Here is a 21,562-nt window from a genome sequence, read left to right as displayed (position 1 = left end):
TGGAAAAAGTGCCTCGCCGTAAGGGCGAAACCCTAAGCAGCCGTTACCGCAGCAACGGATATGTACCCGAAAAAAGCCCCCACATATACCGAGTTAGACGCCTCCCCAAGAAAAACGATATTTCCGAAGCCCCCCAAATCCCCGCTACCCTAAAAACATAACCACCTCCAATCTCCCCGGGGCCCCCATGCCAAGATCCACCCTGAAACCGCTCTTGATCTCCCTCGCTCTAACAGCCATAGCCCCGTTAGCAAACGCCGCCACAACCCTGGTCTACTGCTCCGAAGCCAGCCCCGCAGGCTTCGACCCCAGCCAATACACCAGCGGCACCGACTTCGACGCCTCCGCCGAAACCGTCTTCAACCGCCTCACCCAATTCCAACGCGGCGGCACCGACATCGAACCTGGCCTGGCAACAAAATGGGACATCTCCCCGGATGGCCTGCAATACACCTTCCACCTGCGCCAAAACGTAAAATTCCACACCACCGACTACTTCAAACCCACCCGCGACTTCAACGCCGACGACGTCCTCTTCACCTTCCAGCGCCTCCTCGACCCGGAAAATGCCTTCCGCAAGGCCTACCCCGCCGAGTCCCCCTACTTCACCGACATGGGCCTGAACACCACAATCAAATCGGTAGAAAAACTCGACGAGCAAACCGTGCGCTTCAACCTCAACAACGTCGACGCCGCGTTCGTGCAAAACCTCGCCATGAGCTTCGCCTCCGTGCAGTCGGCCGAATACGCCGCCCAACTGTTGAAGGACGGCAAAGCCGCCGATCTCAACCAGAAGCCGATCGGCACCGGCCCATTCGTGTTCAAGCGCTACCAGAAGGACTCGCAAATCCGCTACGCCGCCAACACGGCCTACTGGAAACCCGAAGACGTGAAGATCGACAACCTGATCTTCTCCATCACCCCGGATGCCGCCGTTCGCCTGCAAAAGCTCAAGGCCGGCGAATGCCAGGTCAGCGGCTATCCACGCCCGGCCGACATCGACGTGATGGAAAAAGACCCGAACCTGCGCGTGCTCAAGCAGGCCGGTTTCAACCTCGGTTTCCTCGCCTACAACACCACCCACGCACCTCTCGATCAGCTTAAGGTTCGGCAGGCGCTGGACATGGCCATCGATAAACCGGCGATCATCAAAGCCGTCTACCAAAGTGCCGGCCAGTTGGCGCAAAACGCCTTGCCGCCGGCGCAATGGTCGTATGACCCGAACATCAAGGACGCTCCCTACGACCCGGCCAAAGCACGGGTGCTACTGAAAGAAGCAGGGGTTGCGCCGGGTACAACCATCAACCTTTGGGCGATGACAGTGCAACGCGCCTCGAACCCGAATGCGCGCATGTCGGCGCAGATGATCCAGCAGGACTGGGAGAAAATCGGCATCAAGGCCAACATCGTCAGCTATGAATGGGGCGAGTACATCAAACGCGCAAAAAATGGCGAACACGACGCCATGATCTATGGTTGGACAGGTGACAACGGTGACCCGGACAACTGGCTTGGCGTGCTCTACAGTTGCGCGGCGGTAAAAGGCAGCAACTACGCCAAATGGTGCGATCCGGCCTACGACAAACTGGTGCAACAAGCCAAGTTGTCCACCGACAAAGCGCAGCGGGTAAAACTGTATCAACAGGCGCAACTGATCCTTAAACAGCAGGTGCCGATCACCCCGATTGCCAACTCCACGGTGTTCCAGCCACTGCGCAAGGAAGTCACCGACTTCCGCATCAGCCCGTTCGGTCTAACCCCCTTCTATGGCGTGGGTATAAATAAGTAACACCGAGCCCCAAGGCGGCGCGCACAACGTGACCAATGCACCGTTTTGGGGCTTCATTTGCACCGTAAAAACCACCCGCAAACGGTCAAATGCGTCAGAAGTTATACAGATGCGACATTAAGGTACGTTCGTGCCACGCTTTGAGGCCGGCAGTCACTCTGGATCTTGCAATGGGTATGGCCCCTGCATAAGTATCCGCAGGCACGACTCACGAGGTCGTACCTCACAACTAAAAAATGACAACAAATCATGAGGCCAACATGCTTAAACACGCGGTCATTCCGTTTTTAGTCGGCGCAGGCTTGTTAGCCTCCGCACCTTTCGCATCCGCTGCGACTAACCTGGTGTTCTGCTCCGAAGGCAGCCCGGCCGGTTTCGACCCAGGCCAGTACACCACCGGAACCGACTTCGACGCCTCAGCCGAAACCATGTTCAACCGTCTGACCCAGTTCGAGCGCGGCGGCACCGCCGTGATTCCTGGTCTGGCGACCAAGTGGGACATTTCCGATGACGGCCTGACGTACACCTTCCACCTGCGTGAAGGCGTCAAGTTCCACACCACCCCGTATTTCAAGCCGACTCGTGAGTTCAACGCCGACGACGTGCTGTTCACCTTCAATCGCATGATTAACAAGGATGACCCGTTCCGTAAGGCGTACCCGACCGAATTCCCGTACTTCACCGACATGGGGATGGACACCAACATCACCAAGATCGACAAAGTCGACGACCACACCGTCAAGTTCACTTTGAAAGAAGTGGATGCCGCGTTCATTCAGAACATGGCCATGAGCTTCGCGTCGGTCCAATCCGCAGAGTACGCGGCCCAACTGCTCAAGGACGGCAAGGCTGCCGACATCAACCAGAAGCCGATCGGCACTGGTCCGTTCGTGTTCAAGAGCTATCAGAAAGATTCCAACATCCGTTACACCGGCAACAAGGATTACTGGAAGCCTGAGGATGTGAAGATCGACAACCTGATCTTCGCTATCACCACCGACCCGTCGGTGCGTATTCAGAAGCTGAAAAAGAACGAGTGCCAGGTCACCCTGTTCCCGCGTCCGGCCGACCTGAAAGCGCTGAAAGAAGACAAAACCCTGAAGATGCCTGACCAGGCTGGTTTCAACCTTGGCTACATCGCCTACAACGTGATGGACAAGGTCAAGGGCAGCAACGAGGCCAACCCGCTGGCTGACCTGCGCGTACGTCAGGCGCTGGACATGGCCGTGAACAAGCCACAGATCATCGACTCGGTTTACCAGGGCGCGGGCCAACTGGCCGTCAACGCCATGCCGCCGACCCAATGGTCTTACGACACCACCATCAAAGATGCCAAGTACGATCCTGAGAAAGCCAAACAGCTGCTCAAGGAAGCCGGCGTCAAGGAAGGTACCGAGATCGTGCTGTGGGCGATGCCGGTGCAGCGTCCGTACAACCCGAACGCCAAACTGATGGCTGAAATGCTCCAGTCCGACTGGGCCAAGATCGGCTTGAAAGTGAAGATCACCAGCTACGAATGGGGCGAGTACATCAAGCGCTCCAAAGGTGGCGAGAACCAGGCCATGATCATTGGCTGGAGCGGTGACAATGGTGATCCGGACAACTGGCTGAACGTGCTGTTCGGTTGCGACTCGCTCAGCGGCAACAACTTCTCCAAGTGGTGCGACAAGAAGTTCGACGGCCTCGTCAAAGAAGCCAAGCGCACGACCGACCAGGGCAAGCGCACCGAACTGTACAAACAGGCGCAACACGTCCTCAAAGATGCAGTCCCGATGACACCTATCGCTCACTCGACGGTGTACCAACCCATGCGCGCCAACGTGCAGGACTTCAAGATCAGCCCATTCGGCTTGAACTCCTTCTACGGCGTCAGCGTCAGCAAATAAGGCACTGCAACGGCGACGTTTTTAACGTCGCCGTTGTTTTACCTGCCGGGAAGTTAGGAAATTGCCTACAGCCAATTCCACTGCGGATTACCGCAGCGGTATAGGACGCGTCGCCTTTTCCTACGAGCTTTAAGGCATTTACGCATTTACTGCCAGGACCGCGGCCCCTACCGTCGGGTACTGACCAGCGTCTGCGTGGGCCACCGGTTAGCTGTACGTACTGGATTGAGCTCGATGCAGCCAAAACGTCTCCGGATGAGGCGACGGCGCATCGAACAACACTAAAAAAGAGGGAGCGTCATGCGCCATACCTTGGTTTTTTCCGCATTGCTGGGCGCTGGCCTGTTGGCCGCCTCGTCCGCCAGTTTCGCCGCCAGCAAAAGTCTGGTGTTTTGCTCCGAAGGCAGCCCGGCGGGCTTTGATACCGCGCAATACACGACGGCCACCGATAACGACGCCGCCGAACCGCTGTACAACCGTTTGGTCGAGTTCGAAAAAGGCGCGACCAATGTCGTTCCGGGCCTGGCAACCACGTGGGATATTTCCGAGGATGGGCTCAAGTACACCTTTCACCTGCGTGAAGGTGTGAAGTTTCATACAACGCCTTACTTCAAACCGACCCGCGACATGAACGCCGATGACGTGCTGTTCACGTTTAATCGCATGCTGGATGCCCAACAACCTTTCCGTAAGGCTTATCCCACCGAATTCCCGTACTTCAACGGGATGAGCCTGAACAAGAACATCGCCAAGGTCGAGAAGACCGGGCCGCTGACCGTGGAGTTCACGCTCAACACCGTCGACGCCGCGTTTATCCAGAACATCGCCATGAGCTTCGCCGCCATCCTGTCCGCCGAATACGCCGACAAGCTGCTGGCCGAAGGCAAGCCGAGCGACATCAACCAGAAACCGATCGGCACCGGGCCGTTCGTGTTCAAGAGTTATCAGAAAGACTCGAACATCCGTTACACCGGTAATAAACATTACTGGGATCCGAGCCGGGTCAGACTCGACAACCTGATCTTCGCGATCAACACCGACGCTTCGGTACGCGTGCAGAAGCTCAAGGCGGGCGAATGCCAGATCACCCTGCATCCGCGCCCTGCCGATGTTGAAGCGCTGAAGGCCGACCCGAAACTGCAACTGATCTCCAAGCCGGGTTTCAACCTTGGCTACATCGCCTACAACGTCCGTCACAAGCCTTTCGACCAGCTCGAAGTGCGCCAGGCGCTGGACATGGCGGTGAATAAACAAGGGATTCTCAACGCTGTTTATCAAGGCGCCGGCCAACTGGCTGTCAACGCCATGCCACCGACCCAATGGTCTTACGATGACACCATCAAGGACGCCGCCTACAACCCGGAAAAAGCCAAAGAGCTGCTCAAGGCGGCCGGCGTCAAGGAAGGCACTGAGATCACCCTGTGGGCGATGCCGGTGCAGCGTCCGTACAACCCGAACGCCAAACTGATGGCCGAAATGCTCCAGGCGGACTGGGCGAAAATCGGTCTGAAAGTGAAGATCGTCAGCTATGAATGGGGCGAGTACATCAAGCGCACCAAGAACGGCGAGCACGACATCAGCCTGATCGGTTGGACCGGTGACAATGGCGATCCGGACAACTGGCTCGGCACGCTGTACAGCTGCGACGCCATCGGCGGCAACAACTATTCCATGTGGTGCGATCCGGCTTACGACAAGCTGATCAAAGAGGCCAAGGTCGTCACCGACCGCGACCAGCGCACCATCCTCTACAAACAGGCTCAGCAATTGCTTAAACAGCAAGTGCCGATCACGCCTGTCGCCCACTCGACGGTCAACCAGCCGTTAAGCGCGAGGATCGAGGGCTTCAAAGTCAGCCCGTTCGGTCGCAACGTGTTCTCGGGTGTCGGTATCGATTAAACCAGACGATTAGCCGCAATGCTGAGGGGAGCTGTCTATCCCCTCACGCAAGCGCTTTGCCGAAATTCGCCAATCCGGCCTTTTGCAAACGTTTGCGATGTGTGAATGAGTTCTAAACCAATAACCGGCATACCAAAAAAAGCCGGCATAAAAAGAAAGTAAAGGAGCTTCACCCATGAAACTGAGCAGCACCGCGATACTGGCCCTGGCCATCAGCAGCATCACCGCCACGGCTTATGCGGAAACCCAAAGTCAGGCGTTCACTCCAGTGACCGTCAACGAGAAAAGCGCCCAGGCCGAAGCCACCGGCTTCCTCGAAGGTCAATCGATCAGCGGCTCGACCCGTAACTGGTACGCCAACGAGCAACTCAAGCGCGGCGGCAAGTTCGCCTATCGCAAGAACGGCCAATCGGCCGAAACCGACCGCCGCATCAACTGGGTGCAAGGCACGATCATCAAGTACAACTCGGGCTTCACCGAAGGTACTGTCGGTTTCAGCACCGAAGTCGCAGCCTACAACGCCATCGCTCTTGAGCGTGACCGCGAGAATCTCGCCTCCAACAACGGCGGCGCACCGGGCACTCGTCCAGGCGCAGGCAACAACCGTACCCTGACCCGTGAAGGCGGCGATGCGGTCGGTCAGTGGAGCAAACTGGGCCTGGCCAACGTCAAGGCACGTATCTCCAATACCACCCTGACCGCCGGCCGCATGAACTTCAGCAGCCCGCAGGTCGACGTGATCGGCAACCGTCCGCTGCCGTCGAGCTTCGAAGGTATCGCGATCCACAGCGAAGAGCTGAACAACCTCTCGTTCGACCTGGCCACTTTCGACCGCGTCTCGCCTCGTACCGAAGAGAGCCTCAGCAAGTTCCGCTCCGAATACGGCAACATCGACGCCGAAGCTGACCACGTGAACACCGCCGGTATCTCGTACCAGCCGTTCGCCAGCCTGACCACCAGCCTGTGGGGTACTCAGGCTGAAGACCTGTGGAACCAGTACTACTTCGGCGCCACCCACGTACTGGGTGACAGCTCGATCCTCAGCCTGACCACCGGCCTGAACTACTACAAGACGGTCGACGAAGGTAAAAAACTGCTGGGCGACATCGACAACGACACCTACTCGCTGTCGTTCGGCCTGACGCACCTGGCACACACCCTGACCTTCTCGTATCAGGAAGTGAACGGTAACGAGTACTTCGACTACCTGCACGAAACCAACGGTATCTACCTGGCCAACTCCCTGCTCTCGGACTTCAACGGCCCGAACGAGAAGTCCTTCCAGGTTTCCTACGGCATCAACATGGCCGAATACGGTGTACCGGGCCTGAAGTTCAACATCTACCAGGCGCGCGGCTGGGGCATCGACGGTACCCACTACAAAGGTGGCGGCTACGACGGCGTGCAATCGATGGATGGCGAGCACCACTATGAATACGGCATCGGCGCAACCTATGCCGTGCAGAGCGGGCCACTCAAAGCCACCACGATTCGCGGCACCTACACCGCTCACCGTGCCAGCGAAAACCAGGCTGACGGCAGCATCAACGAGTTCCGTCTCGTGACCACGATTCCATTCAACATCCTGTAAAAAACGCCAACCGACGGCTGACTCATGATGAGTCGGCCGTTCGGTTTTTTGTCTTCAACCGATTGCAGAGGGTTATCGATGAAAATGCTTCCCCTACGTGCGGCCGTCGCTGCCGCCTTGCTGAGTGCCGCTCTCGGCGTCTCGGCCAAACCCTTGGTGGTCTGCACCGAAGCCAGTCCGGAAGGCTTCGATATGGTCCAGTACACAACTGCAGTCACGGCGGACGCTGTGGCCGAAACCATCTTCAACCGCCTGGTGGACTTCAAGCCTGGCACGACGGAAATCGTTCCGGCCCTGGCAGATACCTGGGAAATCAGCGAAGACGGTCTGACGTACACGTTCCACCTGCGCAAAGGCGTCAAGTTTCACACCACCGAATACTTCAAGCCGACTCGCGACATGAACGCCGACGACGTGCTTTGGAGCTTCCAGCGTCAGCTGGACCCGAATCATCCGTGGCACAAACTGTCGAGCGTGGGCTTCCCGTACTTTGAAAGCATGGGCTTCAAAGAACTGCTGAAAAACGTAGAGAAAGTCGACGACTACACGGTCAAGTTCACCCTGACCCGCCGCGAAGCCCCGTTCCTGGCTGACGTCGCGATGCCGTTTACCGCCATTTACTCCGCCGAGTACGCCGATCAGTTGCTCAAGGCCAACAAGACCGGCGACCTGAACAACAAGCCGGTTGGCACCGGCCCGTTCATCTTCCAGCGTTATGCCAAGGATGCGCAGGTACGTTTCAAGGCCAACCCGGAGTACTTCCGTGGCAAGCCACCGGCCGACGCGCTGATTCTGGCGATCGCCACCGACAACAACGTGCGCCTGCAGAAGCTCAAGGCCAACGAGTGCCAGATCGCCCTGTATCCGAAACCGGATGACATCCCGAGCATCAAGAAAGACGACAAGCTCAAGGTCGATGAACTGAATGCGATGACCGTTTCGTACATCGCCATGAACACCCAGCACAAATACATGAGCGACGTGCGAGTGCGTAAGGCGATCGATATCGCCTTCGACAAAGCCGCTTACGTCAACGCGCTGTTTGGCCCGGGCAATGCCACCGTTGCGGTCAACCCGTACCCGGACACGCTGCTGGGCTACAACCACGACCTGAAGAACCCGCCACGCGACCTCGACAAGGCCCGCGCCCTGCTCAAGGAAGCCGGGGTTCCGGAAGGCACCGTGTTTACCCTGTTTACCCGTAACGGCGGTGGCCCGACCAACCCGAACCCGATGCTCGGCGCGCAAATGATGCAGGCTGACCTGGCGAAAGTCGGGATCAAGATCGACATCCGCGTGATGGAATGGGGCGAAATGCTCAAACGCGCCAAGGCCGGTGAACACGATATGGTCTCGGCCGGATGGGCGGGCGACAACGGCGACCCGGATAACTTCCTGACGCCTATGCTCAGTTGCGAAGCAGCAAAAAATGGCGAGAACTACGCTCGCTGGTGCAACGAGAAATTCCAGGCACTGCTGGATGAAGCACGGGCTAAAGTAGATCCGGCCGAACGCGCCGCGCTCTACGAACAGGCACAAGTATTGTTTAATCAGGATCAGCCATGGATCAGCATGGCCCACACCAGGATGTTTACCGCAATGCGCAACAACGTAGAGGGTTATCACATCAGCCCTCTCACCACTAATAACTTCGCCACTACCCAGGTGAAGTAGATAAGAAACTCCCGGCGTCCCTGACCCCAGGGATGCCGGGCACGCCTAACCGGCTGATGAGGTACCACACACGATGTTTAGTTTTATTGCCCGCCGACTGGGGTTGTTGATCCCCACGTTTTTCGGCATCACCTTGCTGACTTTCGCGTTGATTCGCATGATTCCGGGCGACCCCGTGGAAGTGATGATGGGCGAACGTCGGGTCGACCCCGAAATGCACGCTCAGGCAATGGAACGCCTAGGTCTGAACAAACCGCTGTATGCCCAGTATCTGGACTACATCGGCAAACTGGCTCAAGGCGATCTCGGCGAATCCCTGCGTACCCGTGAAAGCGTATGGACCGAGTTCACCTCTCTCTTCCCCGCGACCCTGGAACTGTCCATGGCCGCCCTGCTGTTCGCCGGCATTCTGGGCCTTCTGGCCGGGGTGATCGCGGCACTCAAGCGAGGATCGCTGTTCGACCACGGGGTGATGGGCATCTCCCTCGCGGGCTATTCGATGCCGATCTTCTGGTGGGGCCTGATCCTGATCATGTTCTTCTCGGTGAGCCTGGGCTGGACCCCGGTTTCCGGACGGATCGACCTGCTCTATGACATCGAGCCGCGCACCGGTTTCATGCTGATCGACACGCTGCTGGCCGATGACGTCGGTGCGTTTTTCGATGCGCTGCATCACCTGATCCTGCCGGCCATCGTGCTCGGCACCATCCCGCTGGCAGTGATCGCGCGGATGACCCGTTCGTCGATGCTCGAAGTGCTGCGTGAAGACTACATCCGCACCGCCAAGGCCAAAGGCCTGTCGCCATCGCGCGTGGTGTTCGTCCACGGTCTGCGTAACGCGCTGATTCCGGTACTCACCGTGGTCGGCCTGCAAGTCGGCACCCTGCTGGCCGGTGCGGTTCTGACCGAAACCATTTTCTCCTGGCCCGGCATCGGTAAATGGCTGATCGAAGCCATCGGCGCCCGGGACTACCCGGTTGTGCAAAACGGCATCCTGTTAATCGCCTGCCTGGTGATTCTGGTCAACTTCGTAGTGGACATCCTCTACGGCTTTGCCAACCCACGCATCCGTCATCAGCGCTGAGGTCCATACCATGAGCACTCCAACATCCTCAGTAGCCACGTCCGCCGCAAGCGCGGATCAAAGCCTGCTGTACCCGTCACCGTACAAAGAATTCTGGCAAGCCTTCTCCAAGAACAAAGGCGCGGTTGCCGGCCTGCTGTTCATGCTGCTGATCATCTTCTGCGCGATTTTCGCGCCGTGGGTCGCGCCGCATAACCCGAGCGAGCAATACCGTGACTTCCTGCTGACGCCACCGGCATGGCTGGAAGGCGGGCAGATGCAATTCCTGCTCGGCACCGATGAACTCGGTCGTGACCTGCTGTCGCGTCTGATCCAGGGTTCGCGCCTGTCGCTGCTGATCGGCTTGTCGTCGGTGGTGATGTCGCTGATTCCGGGGATTCTGCTCGGTCTGTTCGCCGGTTTCTTCCCGAAGATGATCGGCCCGACCATCATGCGTCTGATGGACATCATGCTCGCCCTGCCGTCGCTGCTGCTGGCTGTGGCGATCGTCGCCATCCTCGGCCCGGGCCTGATCAACACCGTGATCGCCATTGCTGTGGTTTCGCTGCCGTCCTACGTGCGTCTGACCCGTGCCGCCGTCATGGGCGAACTGAACCGCGACTACGTGACCGCCGCGCGCCTGGCCGGTGCCGGTCTGCCACGTCTGATGTTTATCACCGTGCTGCCGAACTGCATGGCGCCGCTGATCGTTCAAGCGACCTTGAGCTTCTCCTCGGCGATTCTCGACGCTGCGGCACTGGGCTTCCTCGGCCTTGGCGTACAACCGCCAACCCCTGAGTGGGGCACCATGCTGGCTTCGGCCCGCGACTACATCGAACGCGCCTGGTGGGTGGTGAGCCTGCCTGGTTTGACCATTTTGCTCAGCGTGCTGGCAATCAACTTGATGGGCGACGGCCTGCGCGATGCGCTCGACCCGAAACTCAAGAACGCCGCCTGAGGAGATTCCCATGTCACTGCTAGAAATCAAGAATCTCAACGTTCGCTTCGGCGACAAGACCGCGACCCCGGTGGTCGACGGCCTCGACCTGAAAGTCGACAAAGGCGAAGTACTGGCCATCGTTGGCGAATCGGGTTCGGGTAAATCCGTGACCATGATGGCGCTGATGGGGCTGATCGAGCATCCCGGCATCGTCACCGCCGACTCGCTGAGCTTTGACGGCAAAGACATGCTCAAGCTGAGCAACCGTCAGCGTCGGCAGATCGTCGGCAAAGACTTGTCGATGGTGTTCCAGGACCCGATGACCGCGTTGAACCCGAGCTACACCGTCGGTTTCCAGATCGAAGAAGTGCTGCGCCTGCACTTGAAAATGTCCGGCAAGCAAGCGCGCAAACGTGCGATCGAACTGCTGGAAAAAGTCGAAATCCCGGGCGCCGCCAGCCGTATGGACGCCTACCCGCATCAACTGTCCGGCGGTATGAGCCAGCGTGTTGCGATCGCCATGGCGATTGCCGGCGAGCCGAAACTGCTGATCGCCGACGAACCGACCACTGCTTTGGACGTAACCATTCAGGCGCAGATCATGGATCTGCTGCTGGCGTTGCAGAAAGAACAGAACATGGGCCTGGTGCTGATCACTCACGACCTCGCGGTCGTGGCCGAAACCGCTCAGCGCGTCTGCGTGATGTACGCAGGGCAAGCCGTTGAAGTCGGTCAGGTGCCGCAGCTGTTCGACGTCCCGGCGCATCCGTACAGCGAAGCCCTGCTCAAGGCGATTCCCGAGCACAGCCTCGGCGCCTCACGTCTGTCGACCCTGCCGGGCATCGTTCCGGGCCGCTACGACCGTCCGCAGGGTTGCCTGCTGTCGCCGCGCTGCCCGTACGTGCAAGACAGCTGCCGCGCGCAGCGTCCAGGTCTTGATCCGAAAAGCCACAGCCTCGCCCGCTGCTTCTTCCCGCTGAACCAGGAGGTGGCGTAATGGCCGTCGTACTTACCGCCCGCGACCTGACCCGTCACTACGAAGTCTCCCGTGGCCTGTTCAAGGGCCATGCGACCGTGCGCGCACTCAATGGCGTGTCGTTCGAACTGGAAGCCGGCAAGACCCTCGCCGTAGTAGGCGAGTCGGGCTGCGGCAAATCCACCCTCGCCCGTGCGTTGACGCTGATTGAAGATCCGTCTTCCGGCTCGCTAAAAATCGCCGGCCAGGAAGTCGCTGGTGCCGACAAGGCCCAACGCAAGCAACTGCGCAAAGACGTGCAGATGGTCTTCCAAAGCCCGTACGCGTCGTTGAACCCACGGCAGAAAGTCGGTGACCAGCTCGGCGAGCCGCTGCTGATCAACACCAACCTTTCCGCCGCCGAGCGTCGCGAGAAAGTCCAGGCAATGATGAAACAGGTCGGCTTGCGTCCTGAGCACTATCAGCGCTATCCGCACATGTTCTCCGGTGGTCAGCGCCAGCGTATCGCCCTGGCCCGGGCGATGATGTTGCAACCGAAAGTGCTGGTGGCGGATGAACCGACCTCGGCGCTCGACGTGTCGATTCAGGCGCAGGTACTCAACCTGTTCATGGATCTGCAGCAGGAGTTCAACACCGCCTACGTGTTCATCTCGCACAACCTAGCGGTAGTGCAACACGTGGCCGATGACGTGATGGTGATGTACCTCGGTCGCCCGGTGGAGCTGGGCCCGAAGAACGACATCTACGAGCGTCCGTTGCACCCGTACACCCAGGCGCTGCTGTCGGCGACCCCGACCATTCACCCGGACCCGAACAAGCCGAAAATCAAGATCGTCGGCGAACTGCCTAACCCGCTCAATCCGCCGCCAGGCTGTGCCTTCCACAAGCGCTGCCCGTACGCGACCGAACGTTGCAGCACGGAAGAGCCGGCGTTGCGCCAGCTCGACAGCCGGCAGGTGGCTTGCCACTACGCCGAGCAATTCCTCGACGGCGCAGCGTAAACAAATCTGGAGAGCGATACAAAACACTGTGGGAGCGAGCTTGCTCGCGAAGGCGCTGGATCATTCAACATAGATGTCGCCTGATACGCCGCTTTCGCGAGCAAGCTCGCTCCCACAGGGATCGCATTTTCAAACAGAGTGACGTGTTAACCAAACCCCTTCCACCTCGATTGCGCATCAGTCGAGGCAGAAGGGGTTTTCTTTTGCCTGCGATTTATGTCTGGCTATCGCCTTCATCATCCGGATCATCAGAGTCCGGCTCATCGGTGGTCGAGTCGTCATCATCGGCGCTGCCACCCTGCCCCTGATCGCCCGGCTCTGACTCGGATTTCGCGAGCATCAAGCTGACGTGCCCGACCTGTCCGTTGAACGCCTGAGAATCGTGATCCTCGCACTCTGCCCAAGCCGTCGCGGTGCCGAGGGACAGCATGACCATCACTTTCAACAGCAATAAAACCCGTAGCAACCTGCTTTTCATAGCCGACTCCATCCATTTTCAGGTGAGACATTCGTGCCGGACTGGCGCTGTGTGAAATCTAGTTCCGATCAGCCGGGCTCACCAGTTAGGACGCTAACGAGCGCGCAGAAATGCCCTTCGCAAACAGACGGGTTTCGAATAACACCTATAGCAGGATCAGCTAAGCGGACGGGTCGCTTGCCAGGTCAAGGGAATCGACATCAGCACCAACACGGTGCTGGCCAGCCAGACACTGTGGCCTCCGAAATTGCCGTACAACTGACCGCTGAGCACCGGCGACAACAATGCGCTGGCACTCCAGCTCATGAAAAACAGGCCAAAGTACTGACCACTTTTGCCACTCTGCGCAAACTGCATCGCCAGCACATTCAGCGGCGGCATGAACAACGCCTCGCCCAAGGTCCAGATCAGCGTCGACAGACAAACGAACGCTAGCCCGGATCCAAACGGCAACATGCCCAGCCCGCCGGCCAGCAGCAAACTGCCCGCGAGCATTTGCCGGCGCGTGCCCCAGCGCTCCCCCCAGTGCGACAGCGGAATTTGCAGCGCGATCACCAGCAACGCGTTGAGCCCGAACTGCCAGCCGATCGCCTCGGTGCTCAGGTGGTAGTAATCACGCAGATAATTACCCAGGGTGCTGTAGACCGTATCGAAGGCAATGCCGAGCACGGCGGTTGCCGCCAGCAACCACAGGAACGGTTTATCGCGATACGGCGCACCCGATCCACCGGCAGCGGTCGTGGAGAACTCATCAATGATCAGCACCGGACGCTGCCACGTGGTCCGGACAAACCACAGCAGCGCCAGCAACGTCATCGCCGCACTGCCGAAAAATACCCAACGAAAATCCGTCTGCGCCAAAACCCCGCCCGCCACCCCGGCAGCGGCCATGCCGAGATTGCGCGCCACCCGGCTCAAGGCTTGCGCACGCGAACGTTGAGCGACTTCGCAATATTCCATGATCAGGCGTTGGTGCAGAGTGCGAATAGCCCCATCGATGGTGCCGCTGAGCAATAGCAATGCAGCGAGCAACGGCACCTGCGTGACCAGCCCCAGCAGCATCAGCACCCACACCGAAACAAAGAACAACGCCGCCGTCAGCCGCGCCGTACGCACATGGTCACTGAGCCAGCCACCGAGCATCGAACCGACCAGCAAACCCGCACCATACGCCGACAGTAACCAGCCCACCGTCTCGATCGCCAGGCCCAGCTCCTGACGCAGGTACAGCGCCATGAACAGCTTGACCATGCTGCTCAGGCGATTGATGAACAGCAGCGCCGCGAGCACCCAGGCCATCATGCTGAAATAACTGCTGAGGTGCAGCAGGTGAGCCAGTCGACTCGTCATTCCATTGATCTCTCAAAACGACTTGCGTGGAGCTGGAACACTAACGGCCGGCAGGCTGGTTGTCGCGTTCAAGTACATCGAGATCACGAAAAACGGAGTCGTACTACAGCCATTGCGCGCGATAAAACCGTGCCGAAGATCAAAAGCCCCTCACCCTAACCCTCTCCCGGAGGGAGAGGGGACTGACCGCGTGGGCTGGAAGAGATACGCCGACGTGCGATTCCGCGTTGAACTCAGATTTTGAAAAGCACAAAAAATCGGCCCCCTCTCCTTGGGGAGAGGGCTGGGGTGAGGGGTAAATCCACCACAAATCCAAAGCCGAATCCCCGTGCTCTTCGCCACTCACTAGGCCGAGTGTCAGCTCGCCTGCTCTTGATCTTGATCCACGGGCGACGTCGGAAGGCTGAGTGGAGGGATTGATCCGGGCGCGGGAGCGCAGAAACAGTCTGGCGCAGCTAAACGCAGCGGGAATAAGTTTAATCAAGCAAACAGCAAGAAACTGCCCGGAGCTCCGGCGGATTGAAGAAAACCTGCGAGCAGGTCCAGACGTATTCATTGTTAACGGTAAATACCCAACGTTGATGCACTCATACAAGCCTGCGGCTGACCACACTAAGCCGCAGGCATAAAACCGATGAGTTTCTTTCATTGATTATTTCTTACGACGAAAATCTCGCTCGGATGATTTGTTCGCGGGCTCGTTGAACCTGAATTTCATTGATGCTGTTATTTCGCTTTGCCGTTCAGAATTCGCGGCCTTTGCAGTAAATTCAAAGTCCATTTGAACTAAACGCTCTTCCAGATTGATCACGCCTTTGTAATGGCCCGAGACCGCTTCCCATGTCTCCAAAGGATCGTGAGGATTGAAAAACGCGTGGAACTTCGGATCTGTACCAAACTTCCCCTCGACATCTTGACTTTGTTCAATACCATCGAACTCAAAAAAAACAGAATCATCATTTCGAATTCCCCCCCCCACCTGGCCTCGACCATATGGGGCGATTGCAAACCAGCCCGCGCCTACTACTGGATCGTATGCAACTCCATCGATGGTGATTTTCATTTGACCAATTGGTTTAAGATTCAAAGGTAGTTCATTGATGTTAGATGTAGTGACTTTCATGGTGCTTCTCCGGATAGTTTCAGGGGCAATACCCCTAGATGCTTATAAGCGCTATACCGTATCAGCGCCACTGTAAGAGCTGACAGTTGACATCTCATTTGAAACATGCAGAAGGCACTAAATCAAATGCCCGGTTGACTGCTTTATTTTTTGTTTCCACGCTAACTTCAAAGTCGAAAGTTTCTCTTTGGAACACCGATGAAGACCCGCTCTCTGAGGTAGCGGGACAATGCCGCCAAAACCAACAGACAAAAAAACCCCCAAGGCCTACACCTCAGGGGCTTCGATCAAACCAGCTCAGCGCTTAATGATGCTCACGCGTCGCGCGGAATTTCACATCCGGCCAGCGCTCTTCCATCAACGCCAGGTTAACCCGAGTCGGCGCAAGGTAAGTCAGGTGACCACCGCCATCGACCGCCAGGTTCTCCACAGCCTTGTTAGAGAATTCCTCAAGCTTTTTCTTGTCACTGCATTCAATCCAGCGCGCGGAATACACAGTAATCGGCTCATAAGAGCACTCAACCTTGTATTCCTCCTTCAAACGGCTCGCGACCACATCAAACTGCAGCACACCCACAGCGCCAAGAATGATGTCGTTGCTGCGCTCCGGGAAAAACACCTGCGTCGCGCCCTCTTCGGCCAACTGCTGCAGACCCTGACGCAACTGCTTGGACTTCAGCGGATCACGCAGACGCACGCGACGGAACAGTTCCGGGGCGAAGTGCGGGATGCCGGTAAAGCCCAGGGTTTCACCTTCACTGAAGGTGTCGCCGATCTGGATGGTGCCGTGGTTGTGCAGACCGATGATGTCGCCGGCAAAGGCTTCTTCCAGCTGCTCACGCTCGGAGGAGAAGAACGTCAGAGCATCGCCGATGCGCACGTCCTTGCCGGTGCGCACGTGGCGCATCTTCATGCCTTTCTCGTACTTGCCGGAGCAAATGCGCATGAAGGCGATGCGGTCACGGTGTTTCGGGTCCATGTTCGCCTGGATCTTGAAGATGAAGCCCGAGAACTTCTCTTCGACCGGCTCGACGGTACGCTCGTTGGCCACACGGGCCAATGGACGCGGCGCCCAATCAACAACGGCGTCGAGCACGTGGTCAACACCGAAGTTGCCCAATGCCGTACCGAAGAACACCGGAGTCAGCTGACCGTCGAGGAATTCCTGCTGGTTGAATTCATGGCAGGCGCCCTGAACCAGTTCCAGCTGCTCGATGAAGCGGTCGTACTCGTCACCCAAGTGCGCGCGCGCCTCGTCGGAGTCGAGCTTCTCGATGATCTTGGTTTCGGTGCGTTCGTGACCGTGACCGGCGGTGTAGACAATGATGTAGTCGTCGGCCAGGTGGTACACGCCCTTGAAGTCGCGGTAGCAACCGATCGGCCAGGTGATCGGCGCCGCCTTGATCTTAAGAACGGCTTCGATTTCGTCGAGCAGTTCGATCGGGTCGCGGATGTCACGGTCGAGTTTGTTGATGAAGCTGACGATCGGCGTGTCACGCAGACGGCAGACGTCCATCAGCGCAATGGTCCGTGGCTCGACACCTTTACCGCCGTCGAGAACCATCAATGCCGAGTCCACCGCCGTCAGGGTGCGGTAGGTATCTTCGGAGAAGTCTTCGTGGCCCGGGGTGTCGAGCAGGTTGATCATGTGTTCGCGATACGGGAACTGCATGACCGACGTGGTAATGGAAATACCCCGCTGTTTCTCCATCTCCATCCAGTCGGATGTCGCATGGCGATCGGATTTACGGGATTTCACCGTACCGGCCACTGCAATCGCCTTGCCCATCAACAGGAGCTTTTCGGTGATCGTGGTTTTACCGGCATCGGGGTGGGAAATAATGGCGAAAGTGCGGCGTTTCGCGACTTCGGCGGCCTGGTTGGTCATGGGAAATCGCCTGGCGGTGATTCAAAAAAGGGCCGCGATTATAGCCCAACTCGATGCAATAACCGAACCGTTGAGCACATTAGGGGTGGCCAAATGCTGCCTCAGATGGGAACCTTTTAAAGCACGGAGACGTCCATCCCCTGTTACGACATTTCGTCAGGGGCTGAAAAATCAGCAAGTTAGCCTGACGAGGCTGCGCTCATGGCTCGCTTTCAGACCGCTTTTCCGGTCCTGAAAAACGGCTACTTTTCGCGAACGACGCTCTCGGCGGCCAAGGTTTGGCATGCCACTCGGGAGTGCGCTCGCCGACTACAAAAAAGGAGTCCGCCTGTGGCTATCCGCTATGGCAAAGGGCTGATGGGAGGTGCGGTGGTGATCGCGCTCCTGGCCCTGCTGGTCCACTGGATCGGCATCAACACGATCGAACACTACCGCGACGATTTGTTGTTTTACCTGCAAGCTCATCTGATTCTCGTCCTCGCTTCAATGCTGGCCGCCCTTGTCGTGGGCATCCCCGCTGGCATCTTCCTCAGTCGCCCGACCATGGTCGGACGCGCCGAACGCTTCATGCAGATCTTCAACATCGGTAACACCGTGCCTCCGTTGGCCGTGCTCGCGATTGCCCTGGGCATCCTCGGCATCGGCAGTGGCCCGGCGATCTTTGCTTTGTTCCTCGCTTCCTTGTTGCCGATTGTGCGCAACACCTACGAAGGCCTGAAAAATGTCCAGGGCTCGCTGAAAGAAGCGGCCGTCGGCATTGGCATGACCCCGCGCCAAGTGCTGTGGAAAGTCGAATTGCCTAACGCCGTGCCGATCATCGTCGGTGGTGTGCGCGTGGCGTTGGCGATCAACGTCGGCACCGCGCCGCTGGCCTTCCTGATCGGTGCCAACAGCCTCGGCAGCCTGATCTTCCCCGGCATCGCCCTGAACAATCAGCCGCAACTGCTGCTCGGCGCCGCGTGCACCGCGCTGCTGGCCTTGCTGCTCGATGGCGTCGTCACCCTCGCCAGCCGCCTCTGGCTGGAACGTGGTCTGCGCCCGTCTTAAGGCTTTTGTGAAGGAATGAATATGAAACGACTTAGCTTGATCTTAAGCCTGATGCTGAGCAGTGCCCTGCTGTTCGCAGGCATCGCACAAGCCGCTGAAAAACCGGTTATCCGCCTCGGTGCCCGGGTATTTACCGAGCAAACCCTGCTCGCGGAAATCACCGCGCAATACCTGCGCAGCAAAGGTTACGACGCGCAGATCACCGGAGGTCTGGGCAGCAATCTCGCCCGCAGCGCCCACGAAAGTGGACAACTGGACATGCTCTGGGAATACACCGGCGTGTCGCTGGTGGCTTACAACCATGTCACCGAAAAGCTCGACAGCGCCCAGTCCTACGCTCGGGTGAAAGAACTCGACGCGAAAAAAGGCCTGATCTGGCTGACCCCGTCGAAGTTCAGCAACACCTACGCCCTCGCGCTGCCGAAAAAAGTGGCTGAGGAATATCCGCAGATCAACAACATCAGTCAGCTCAATGAAGTGCTGCGCGCTGAAGCCAAGACCAATCATCTGGTCGCTTTGGACACCGAGTTTGCCAACCGTTCCGACGGGCTGATCGGCATGGTCGATCTCTACGACATGAACCTGAGCCGCAAGAACATCCGCCAGATGGACGCGGGCCTGGTCTACACCGCGCTGCGCAACGGTCAGGTGTTTGCCGGTCTGGTCTACACCACCGACGGTCGCCTCAACGCCTTCGGCCTGAAGTTGCTGGAAGACGATAAGCACTACTTCCCCGACTACACCGCCGCGCCGGTGGTGCGTCAGGCAACGCTGGACGCCAACCCGAAACTGGCCGAGCAACTCAAGCCGCTGGCCGAACTGTTCGACGACGAAACCATGCGCCAGCTCAACGCGCGGGTCGATGTCGATCATGAAAGCCCATCGTCCGTTGCCGCCGATTTCCTGCGCCAACATCCGCTGAATTAAAGGAGGAAAAGTCATGGAATTCTTCAACGCCTTTTCCCATCTCGACTGGCAGCAGGTGATGCACCTGACCTGGCAGCACATCACCCTCGTCGGCATCGCCGTGACTCTGGCGATCCTCATCGGTGTGCCGCTGGGCATTCTGATGACACGCTTCCCGAGCCTCGCCGGGCCTTTACAGGCCAGCGCCACGGTGCTGCTGACCGTGCCGTCGATTGCCCTGTTCGGGCTGCTGCTGCCGTTCTACTCCAAGTTCGGCCAAGGCCTTGGCCCGATGCCAGCGATCACAGCGGTGTTCCTTTATTCGCTGCTGCCGATCATGCGCAACACCTACCTCGCCTTGACCGGTGTAGAGCCGGGCATCCGTGAAGCCGCACGCGGCATCGGCATGACCTTCGGCCAGCGCCTGCGCATGGTCGAGTTGCCGATCGCCGTGCCGGTGATCCTCGCCGGTGTGCGCACCGCCGTGGTGATGAACATCGGCGTAATGACCATCGCCGCGACCATCGGCGCCGGCGGCCTCGGTGTGTTGATCCTCGCTTCCATCAGCCGCAGTGACATGTCGATGCTGATCGTCGGCGCGCTGCTGGTCAGTCTTCTGGCCATTTTCGCTGACCTGTTTCTCCAATGGCTGCAACGCTCGTTGACTCCAAAAGGACTCCTCAAATGATCGAACTTCAAAACCTCAGCAAAACTTTCCAAAGCAACGGCAAAGACGTCAAAGCCGTGGACTCGGTAAGCCTGACCGTCAATGAAGGCGAAATCTGTGTGTTCCTCGGGCCATCGGGTTGCGGCAAAAGCACCACGCTGAAAATGATCAACCGCCTGATCAAACCGACCTCGGGCAAGATCCTCATCAACGGCGAAGACACCACCGATCTCGACGAAGTGACCCTGCGTCGCAACATCGGCTATGTCATCCAGCAGATCGGTCTGTTCCCGAACATGACCATCGAAGAGAACATCGTCGTCGTGCCGAAACTGCTCGGCTGGGACAAACAGAAATGCCACGACCGCGCCCGCGAATTGATGAGCATGATCAAGCTGGAGCCCAAACAGTATCTGCATCGTTACCCACGCGAACTGTCCGGTGGCCAGCAACAGCGCATCGGCGTGATCCGCGCACTGGCCGCCGACGCACCGCTGTTGCTGATGGACGAACCGTTCGGTGCGGTCGACCCGATCAACCGCGAGATGATTCAGAACGAATTCTTCGAAATGCAGCGCGCGCTGAACAAGACCGTGATCATGGTCAGCCACGACATCGACGAAGCGATCAAACTCGGCGACAAGATCGCGATCTTCCGCGCCGGCAAACTGTTGCAGATCGATCACCCGGACACCCTGCTGGCGCACCCGGCGGACGACTTTGTCAGCAACTTCGTCGGCCAGGACAGCACGCTCAAGCGCCTGCTGTTGGTGAAAGCCGAAGATGCGGCGGACAACGCGCCGTCGGTGAGCCCGGAAACTTCAGTGGCCGATGCGCTGGAGTTGATGGACGAGCATGACCGCCGTTATGTCGTGGTCACCTGTGCCGAGAACAAGGCGTTAGGCTATGTCCGTCGTCGTGATCTGCATCGCCAGACCGGCACCTGTGCGCAGTTCCTGCGCGAGTTCAACGCCACCGCCGCGTATGACGAGCATTTGCGCATTCTGTTGTCGCGCATGTACGAGTTCAATCGCGCGTGGCTGCCGGTGATGGATGCCGAGCGGGTGTTCCTCGGCGAGGTCACGCAGGAGTCGATTGCGGCGTATCTGAGCTCGGGGCGTTCGCGCGGGATGAAGACCAGTATCGTCTCGCCGGCTGAGGCTGTGGTCGCGTAAAACACGAAACCTGTGGGAGCGAGCTTGCTCGCGAAAGCGGAATATCAGTCAACAACGATGTCGACTGTGAAAAAGCCTTCGCGAGCAAGCTCGCTCCCACAGGGTCGTG

At 58.3% G+C, this 21,562-nt stretch carries 17 protein-coding genes; 13 read left to right on the top strand and 4 right to left on the bottom strand.

The window, feature by feature from the left end; translation table 11 throughout:
- Positions 1–187 precede the first annotated feature (187 nt).
- The 9 genes from ACZZ0G_RS16165 (at position 188) to ACZZ0G_RS16125 (ending at position 12,819) form a co-directional block, all read left to right on the top strand.
- Complete coding sequence (locus ACZZ0G_RS16165; RefSeq protein ID WP_463556795.1) at positions 188–1,789, top strand: ABC transporter substrate-binding protein; 1,602 nt, start codon at positions 188–190, stop codon at positions 1,787–1,789.
- Positions 1,790–2,049: 260 nt separating this feature from the next.
- Positions 2,050–3,675, top strand: coding sequence for an ABC transporter substrate-binding protein (locus tag ACZZ0G_RS16160; protein WP_463556794.1), 1,626 nt, complete (start codon positions 2,050–2,052; stop codon positions 3,673–3,675).
- A 300-nt stretch (positions 3,676–3,975) separates the two neighbouring features.
- Entirely contained in the window at positions 3,976–5,574 is a 1,599-nt protein-coding gene (locus ACZZ0G_RS16155) for an ABC transporter substrate-binding protein (protein WP_463556793.1), read from the top strand.
- A 175-nt stretch (positions 5,575–5,749) separates the two neighbouring features.
- Complete coding sequence (locus ACZZ0G_RS16150; RefSeq protein ID WP_463556792.1) at positions 5,750–7,165, top strand: OprD family porin; 1,416 nt, start codon at positions 5,750–5,752, stop codon at positions 7,163–7,165.
- 78 nt (positions 7,166–7,243) lie between these two features.
- Positions 7,244–8,839 carry an ABC transporter substrate-binding protein gene (locus tag ACZZ0G_RS16145; RefSeq protein ID WP_463556791.1) on the top strand — a complete coding sequence of 532 codons (1,596 nt, stop codon included), beginning with the start codon at positions 7,244–7,246 and terminating at the stop codon, positions 8,837–8,839.
- A gap of 73 nt (positions 8,840–8,912) precedes the next feature.
- Positions 8,913–9,923, top strand: a complete 1,011-nt coding sequence (locus ACZZ0G_RS16140; protein ID WP_007917620.1) for an ABC transporter permease subunit — start codon at positions 8,913–8,915, stop codon at positions 9,921–9,923.
- A 10-nt stretch (positions 9,924–9,933) separates the two neighbouring features.
- Positions 9,934–10,860, top strand: a complete 927-nt coding sequence (locus ACZZ0G_RS16135) for an ABC transporter permease subunit (RefSeq protein WP_277760565.1) — start codon at positions 9,934–9,936, stop codon at positions 10,858–10,860.
- Positions 10,861–10,870: 10 nt separating this feature from the next.
- Complete coding sequence (locus ACZZ0G_RS16130; protein ID WP_463397690.1) at positions 10,871–11,839, top strand: ABC transporter ATP-binding protein; 969 nt, start codon at positions 10,871–10,873, stop codon at positions 11,837–11,839.
- On the top strand, positions 11,839–12,819 hold the full coding sequence (locus tag ACZZ0G_RS16125; protein WP_007917625.1) for a peptide ABC transporter ATP-binding protein: 981 nt from the start codon (positions 11,839–11,841) through the stop codon (positions 12,817–12,819). Before ACZZ0G_RS16130 ends, ACZZ0G_RS16125 begins: the two co-directional genes overlap by 1 nt.
- 214 nt (positions 12,820–13,033) lie before the next feature.
- Here the strand turns inward: ACZZ0G_RS16125 and ACZZ0G_RS16120 are convergent, their stop codons facing one another.
- From ACZZ0G_RS16120 to ACZZ0G_RS16105, 4 genes are all read right to left on the bottom strand, one after another.
- Positions 13,034–13,297: a hypothetical protein gene (locus ACZZ0G_RS16120; RefSeq protein ID WP_463556790.1), complete on the bottom strand. Its 264-nt coding sequence runs from the start codon at positions 13,295–13,297 to the stop codon at positions 13,034–13,036.
- 156 nt (positions 13,298–13,453) lie between these two features.
- Complete coding sequence (locus tag ACZZ0G_RS16115; protein WP_463556789.1) at positions 13,454–14,647, bottom strand: MFS transporter; 1,194 nt, start codon at positions 14,645–14,647, stop codon at positions 13,454–13,456.
- A 652-nt stretch (positions 14,648–15,299) separates the two neighbouring features.
- Positions 15,300–15,770, bottom strand: a complete 471-nt coding sequence (locus ACZZ0G_RS16110) for a hypothetical protein (RefSeq protein WP_463556788.1) — start codon at positions 15,768–15,770, stop codon at positions 15,300–15,302.
- Positions 15,771–16,074: 304 nt separating this feature from the next.
- Positions 16,075–17,658, bottom strand: coding sequence for a peptide chain release factor 3 (locus ACZZ0G_RS16105; RefSeq protein WP_095049730.1), 1,584 nt, complete (start codon positions 17,656–17,658; stop codon positions 16,075–16,077).
- Positions 17,659–18,015: 357 nt separating this feature from the next.
- On the opposite strand from ACZZ0G_RS16105, the gene ACZZ0G_RS16100 reads away from it, so the two are divergent.
- The 4 genes from ACZZ0G_RS16100 to ACZZ0G_RS16085 are packed head-to-tail and all read left to right on the top strand — an operon-like array spanning position 18,016 to position 21,453.
- The gene (locus ACZZ0G_RS16100; RefSeq protein ID WP_172667905.1) at positions 18,016–18,705 is read left to right on the top strand and encodes an ABC transporter permease; all 690 of its coding nucleotides are present in this window, start codon (positions 18,016–18,018) and stop codon (positions 18,703–18,705) included.
- Between the two features lie 21 nt (positions 18,706–18,726).
- Complete coding sequence (locus ACZZ0G_RS16095) at positions 18,727–19,632, top strand: glycine betaine ABC transporter substrate-binding protein (protein WP_463556787.1); 906 nt, start codon at positions 18,727–18,729, stop codon at positions 19,630–19,632.
- Positions 19,633–19,645: 13 nt separating this feature from the next.
- Positions 19,646–20,299 (top strand): ABC transporter permease, encoded by a 654-nt coding sequence (locus ACZZ0G_RS16090; RefSeq protein WP_463556786.1) that lies wholly within the window; start codon positions 19,646–19,648, stop codon positions 20,297–20,299.
- Positions 20,296–21,453, top strand: coding sequence for an osmoprotectant ABC transporter ATP-binding protein OsmV (locus tag ACZZ0G_RS16085; RefSeq protein WP_463556785.1), 1,158 nt, complete (start codon positions 20,296–20,298; stop codon positions 21,451–21,453). The genes ACZZ0G_RS16090 and ACZZ0G_RS16085 overlap by 4 nt, the downstream gene beginning before the upstream one ends.
- Positions 21,454–21,562: the final 109 nt, after the last annotated feature.

This window comes from Pseudomonas sp. AC169, from assembly GCF_979258515.1.
This window is presented reverse-complemented; position numbering and strand designations above follow the sequence as displayed.

What these genes read in the sequence shown, in the direction of transcription:
- ACZZ0G_RS16160 (WP_463556794.1), top strand. Translation starts at nt 2,050, where the DNA reads ATGCTTAAACACGCGGTCATTCCGTTTTTAGTCGGCGCAGGCTTGTTA.
- ACZZ0G_RS16100 (WP_172667905.1), top strand. Translation starts at nt 18,016, where the DNA reads ATGGGAGGTGCGGTGGTGATCGCGCTCCTGGCCCTGCTGGTCCACTGG.
- ACZZ0G_RS16095 (WP_463556787.1), top strand. Translation starts at nt 18,727, where the DNA reads ATGAAACGACTTAGCTTGATCTTAAGCCTGATGCTGAGCAGTGCCCTG.
- ACZZ0G_RS16135 (WP_277760565.1), top strand. Translation starts at nt 9,934, where the DNA reads ATGAGCACTCCAACATCCTCAGTAGCCACGTCCGCCGCAAGCGCGGAT.
- ACZZ0G_RS16120 (WP_463556790.1), bottom strand. Translation starts at nt 13,297, where the DNA reads ATGAAAAGCAGGTTGCTACGGGTTTTATTGCTGTTGAAAGTGATGGTC.
- ACZZ0G_RS16125 (WP_007917625.1), top strand. Translation starts at nt 11,839, where the DNA reads ATGGCCGTCGTACTTACCGCCCGCGACCTGACCCGTCACTACGAAGTC.
- ACZZ0G_RS16150 (WP_463556792.1), top strand. Translation starts at nt 5,750, where the DNA reads ATGAAACTGAGCAGCACCGCGATACTGGCCCTGGCCATCAGCAGCATC.
- ACZZ0G_RS16165 (WP_463556795.1), top strand. Translation starts at nt 188, where the DNA reads ATGCCAAGATCCACCCTGAAACCGCTCTTGATCTCCCTCGCTCTAACA.
- ACZZ0G_RS16105 (WP_095049730.1), bottom strand. Translation starts at nt 17,658, where the DNA reads ATGACCAACCAGGCCGCCGAAGTCGCGAAACGCCGCACTTTCGCCATT.
- ACZZ0G_RS16090 (WP_463556786.1), top strand. Translation starts at nt 19,646, where the DNA reads ATGGAATTCTTCAACGCCTTTTCCCATCTCGACTGGCAGCAGGTGATG.
- ACZZ0G_RS16110 (WP_463556788.1), bottom strand. Translation starts at nt 15,770, where the DNA reads ATGAAAGTCACTACATCTAACATCAATGAACTACCTTTGAATCTTAAA.
- ACZZ0G_RS16085 (WP_463556785.1), top strand. Translation starts at nt 20,296, where the DNA reads ATGATCGAACTTCAAAACCTCAGCAAAACTTTCCAAAGCAACGGCAAA.
- ACZZ0G_RS16130 (WP_463397690.1), top strand. Translation starts at nt 10,871, where the DNA reads ATGTCACTGCTAGAAATCAAGAATCTCAACGTTCGCTTCGGCGACAAG.
- ACZZ0G_RS16140 (WP_007917620.1), top strand. Translation starts at nt 8,913, where the DNA reads ATGTTTAGTTTTATTGCCCGCCGACTGGGGTTGTTGATCCCCACGTTT.
- ACZZ0G_RS16145 (WP_463556791.1), top strand. Translation starts at nt 7,244, where the DNA reads ATGAAAATGCTTCCCCTACGTGCGGCCGTCGCTGCCGCCTTGCTGAGT.
- ACZZ0G_RS16155 (WP_463556793.1), top strand. Translation starts at nt 3,976, where the DNA reads ATGCGCCATACCTTGGTTTTTTCCGCATTGCTGGGCGCTGGCCTGTTG.
- ACZZ0G_RS16115 (WP_463556789.1), bottom strand. Translation starts at nt 14,647, where the DNA reads ATGACGAGTCGACTGGCTCACCTGCTGCACCTCAGCAGTTATTTCAGC.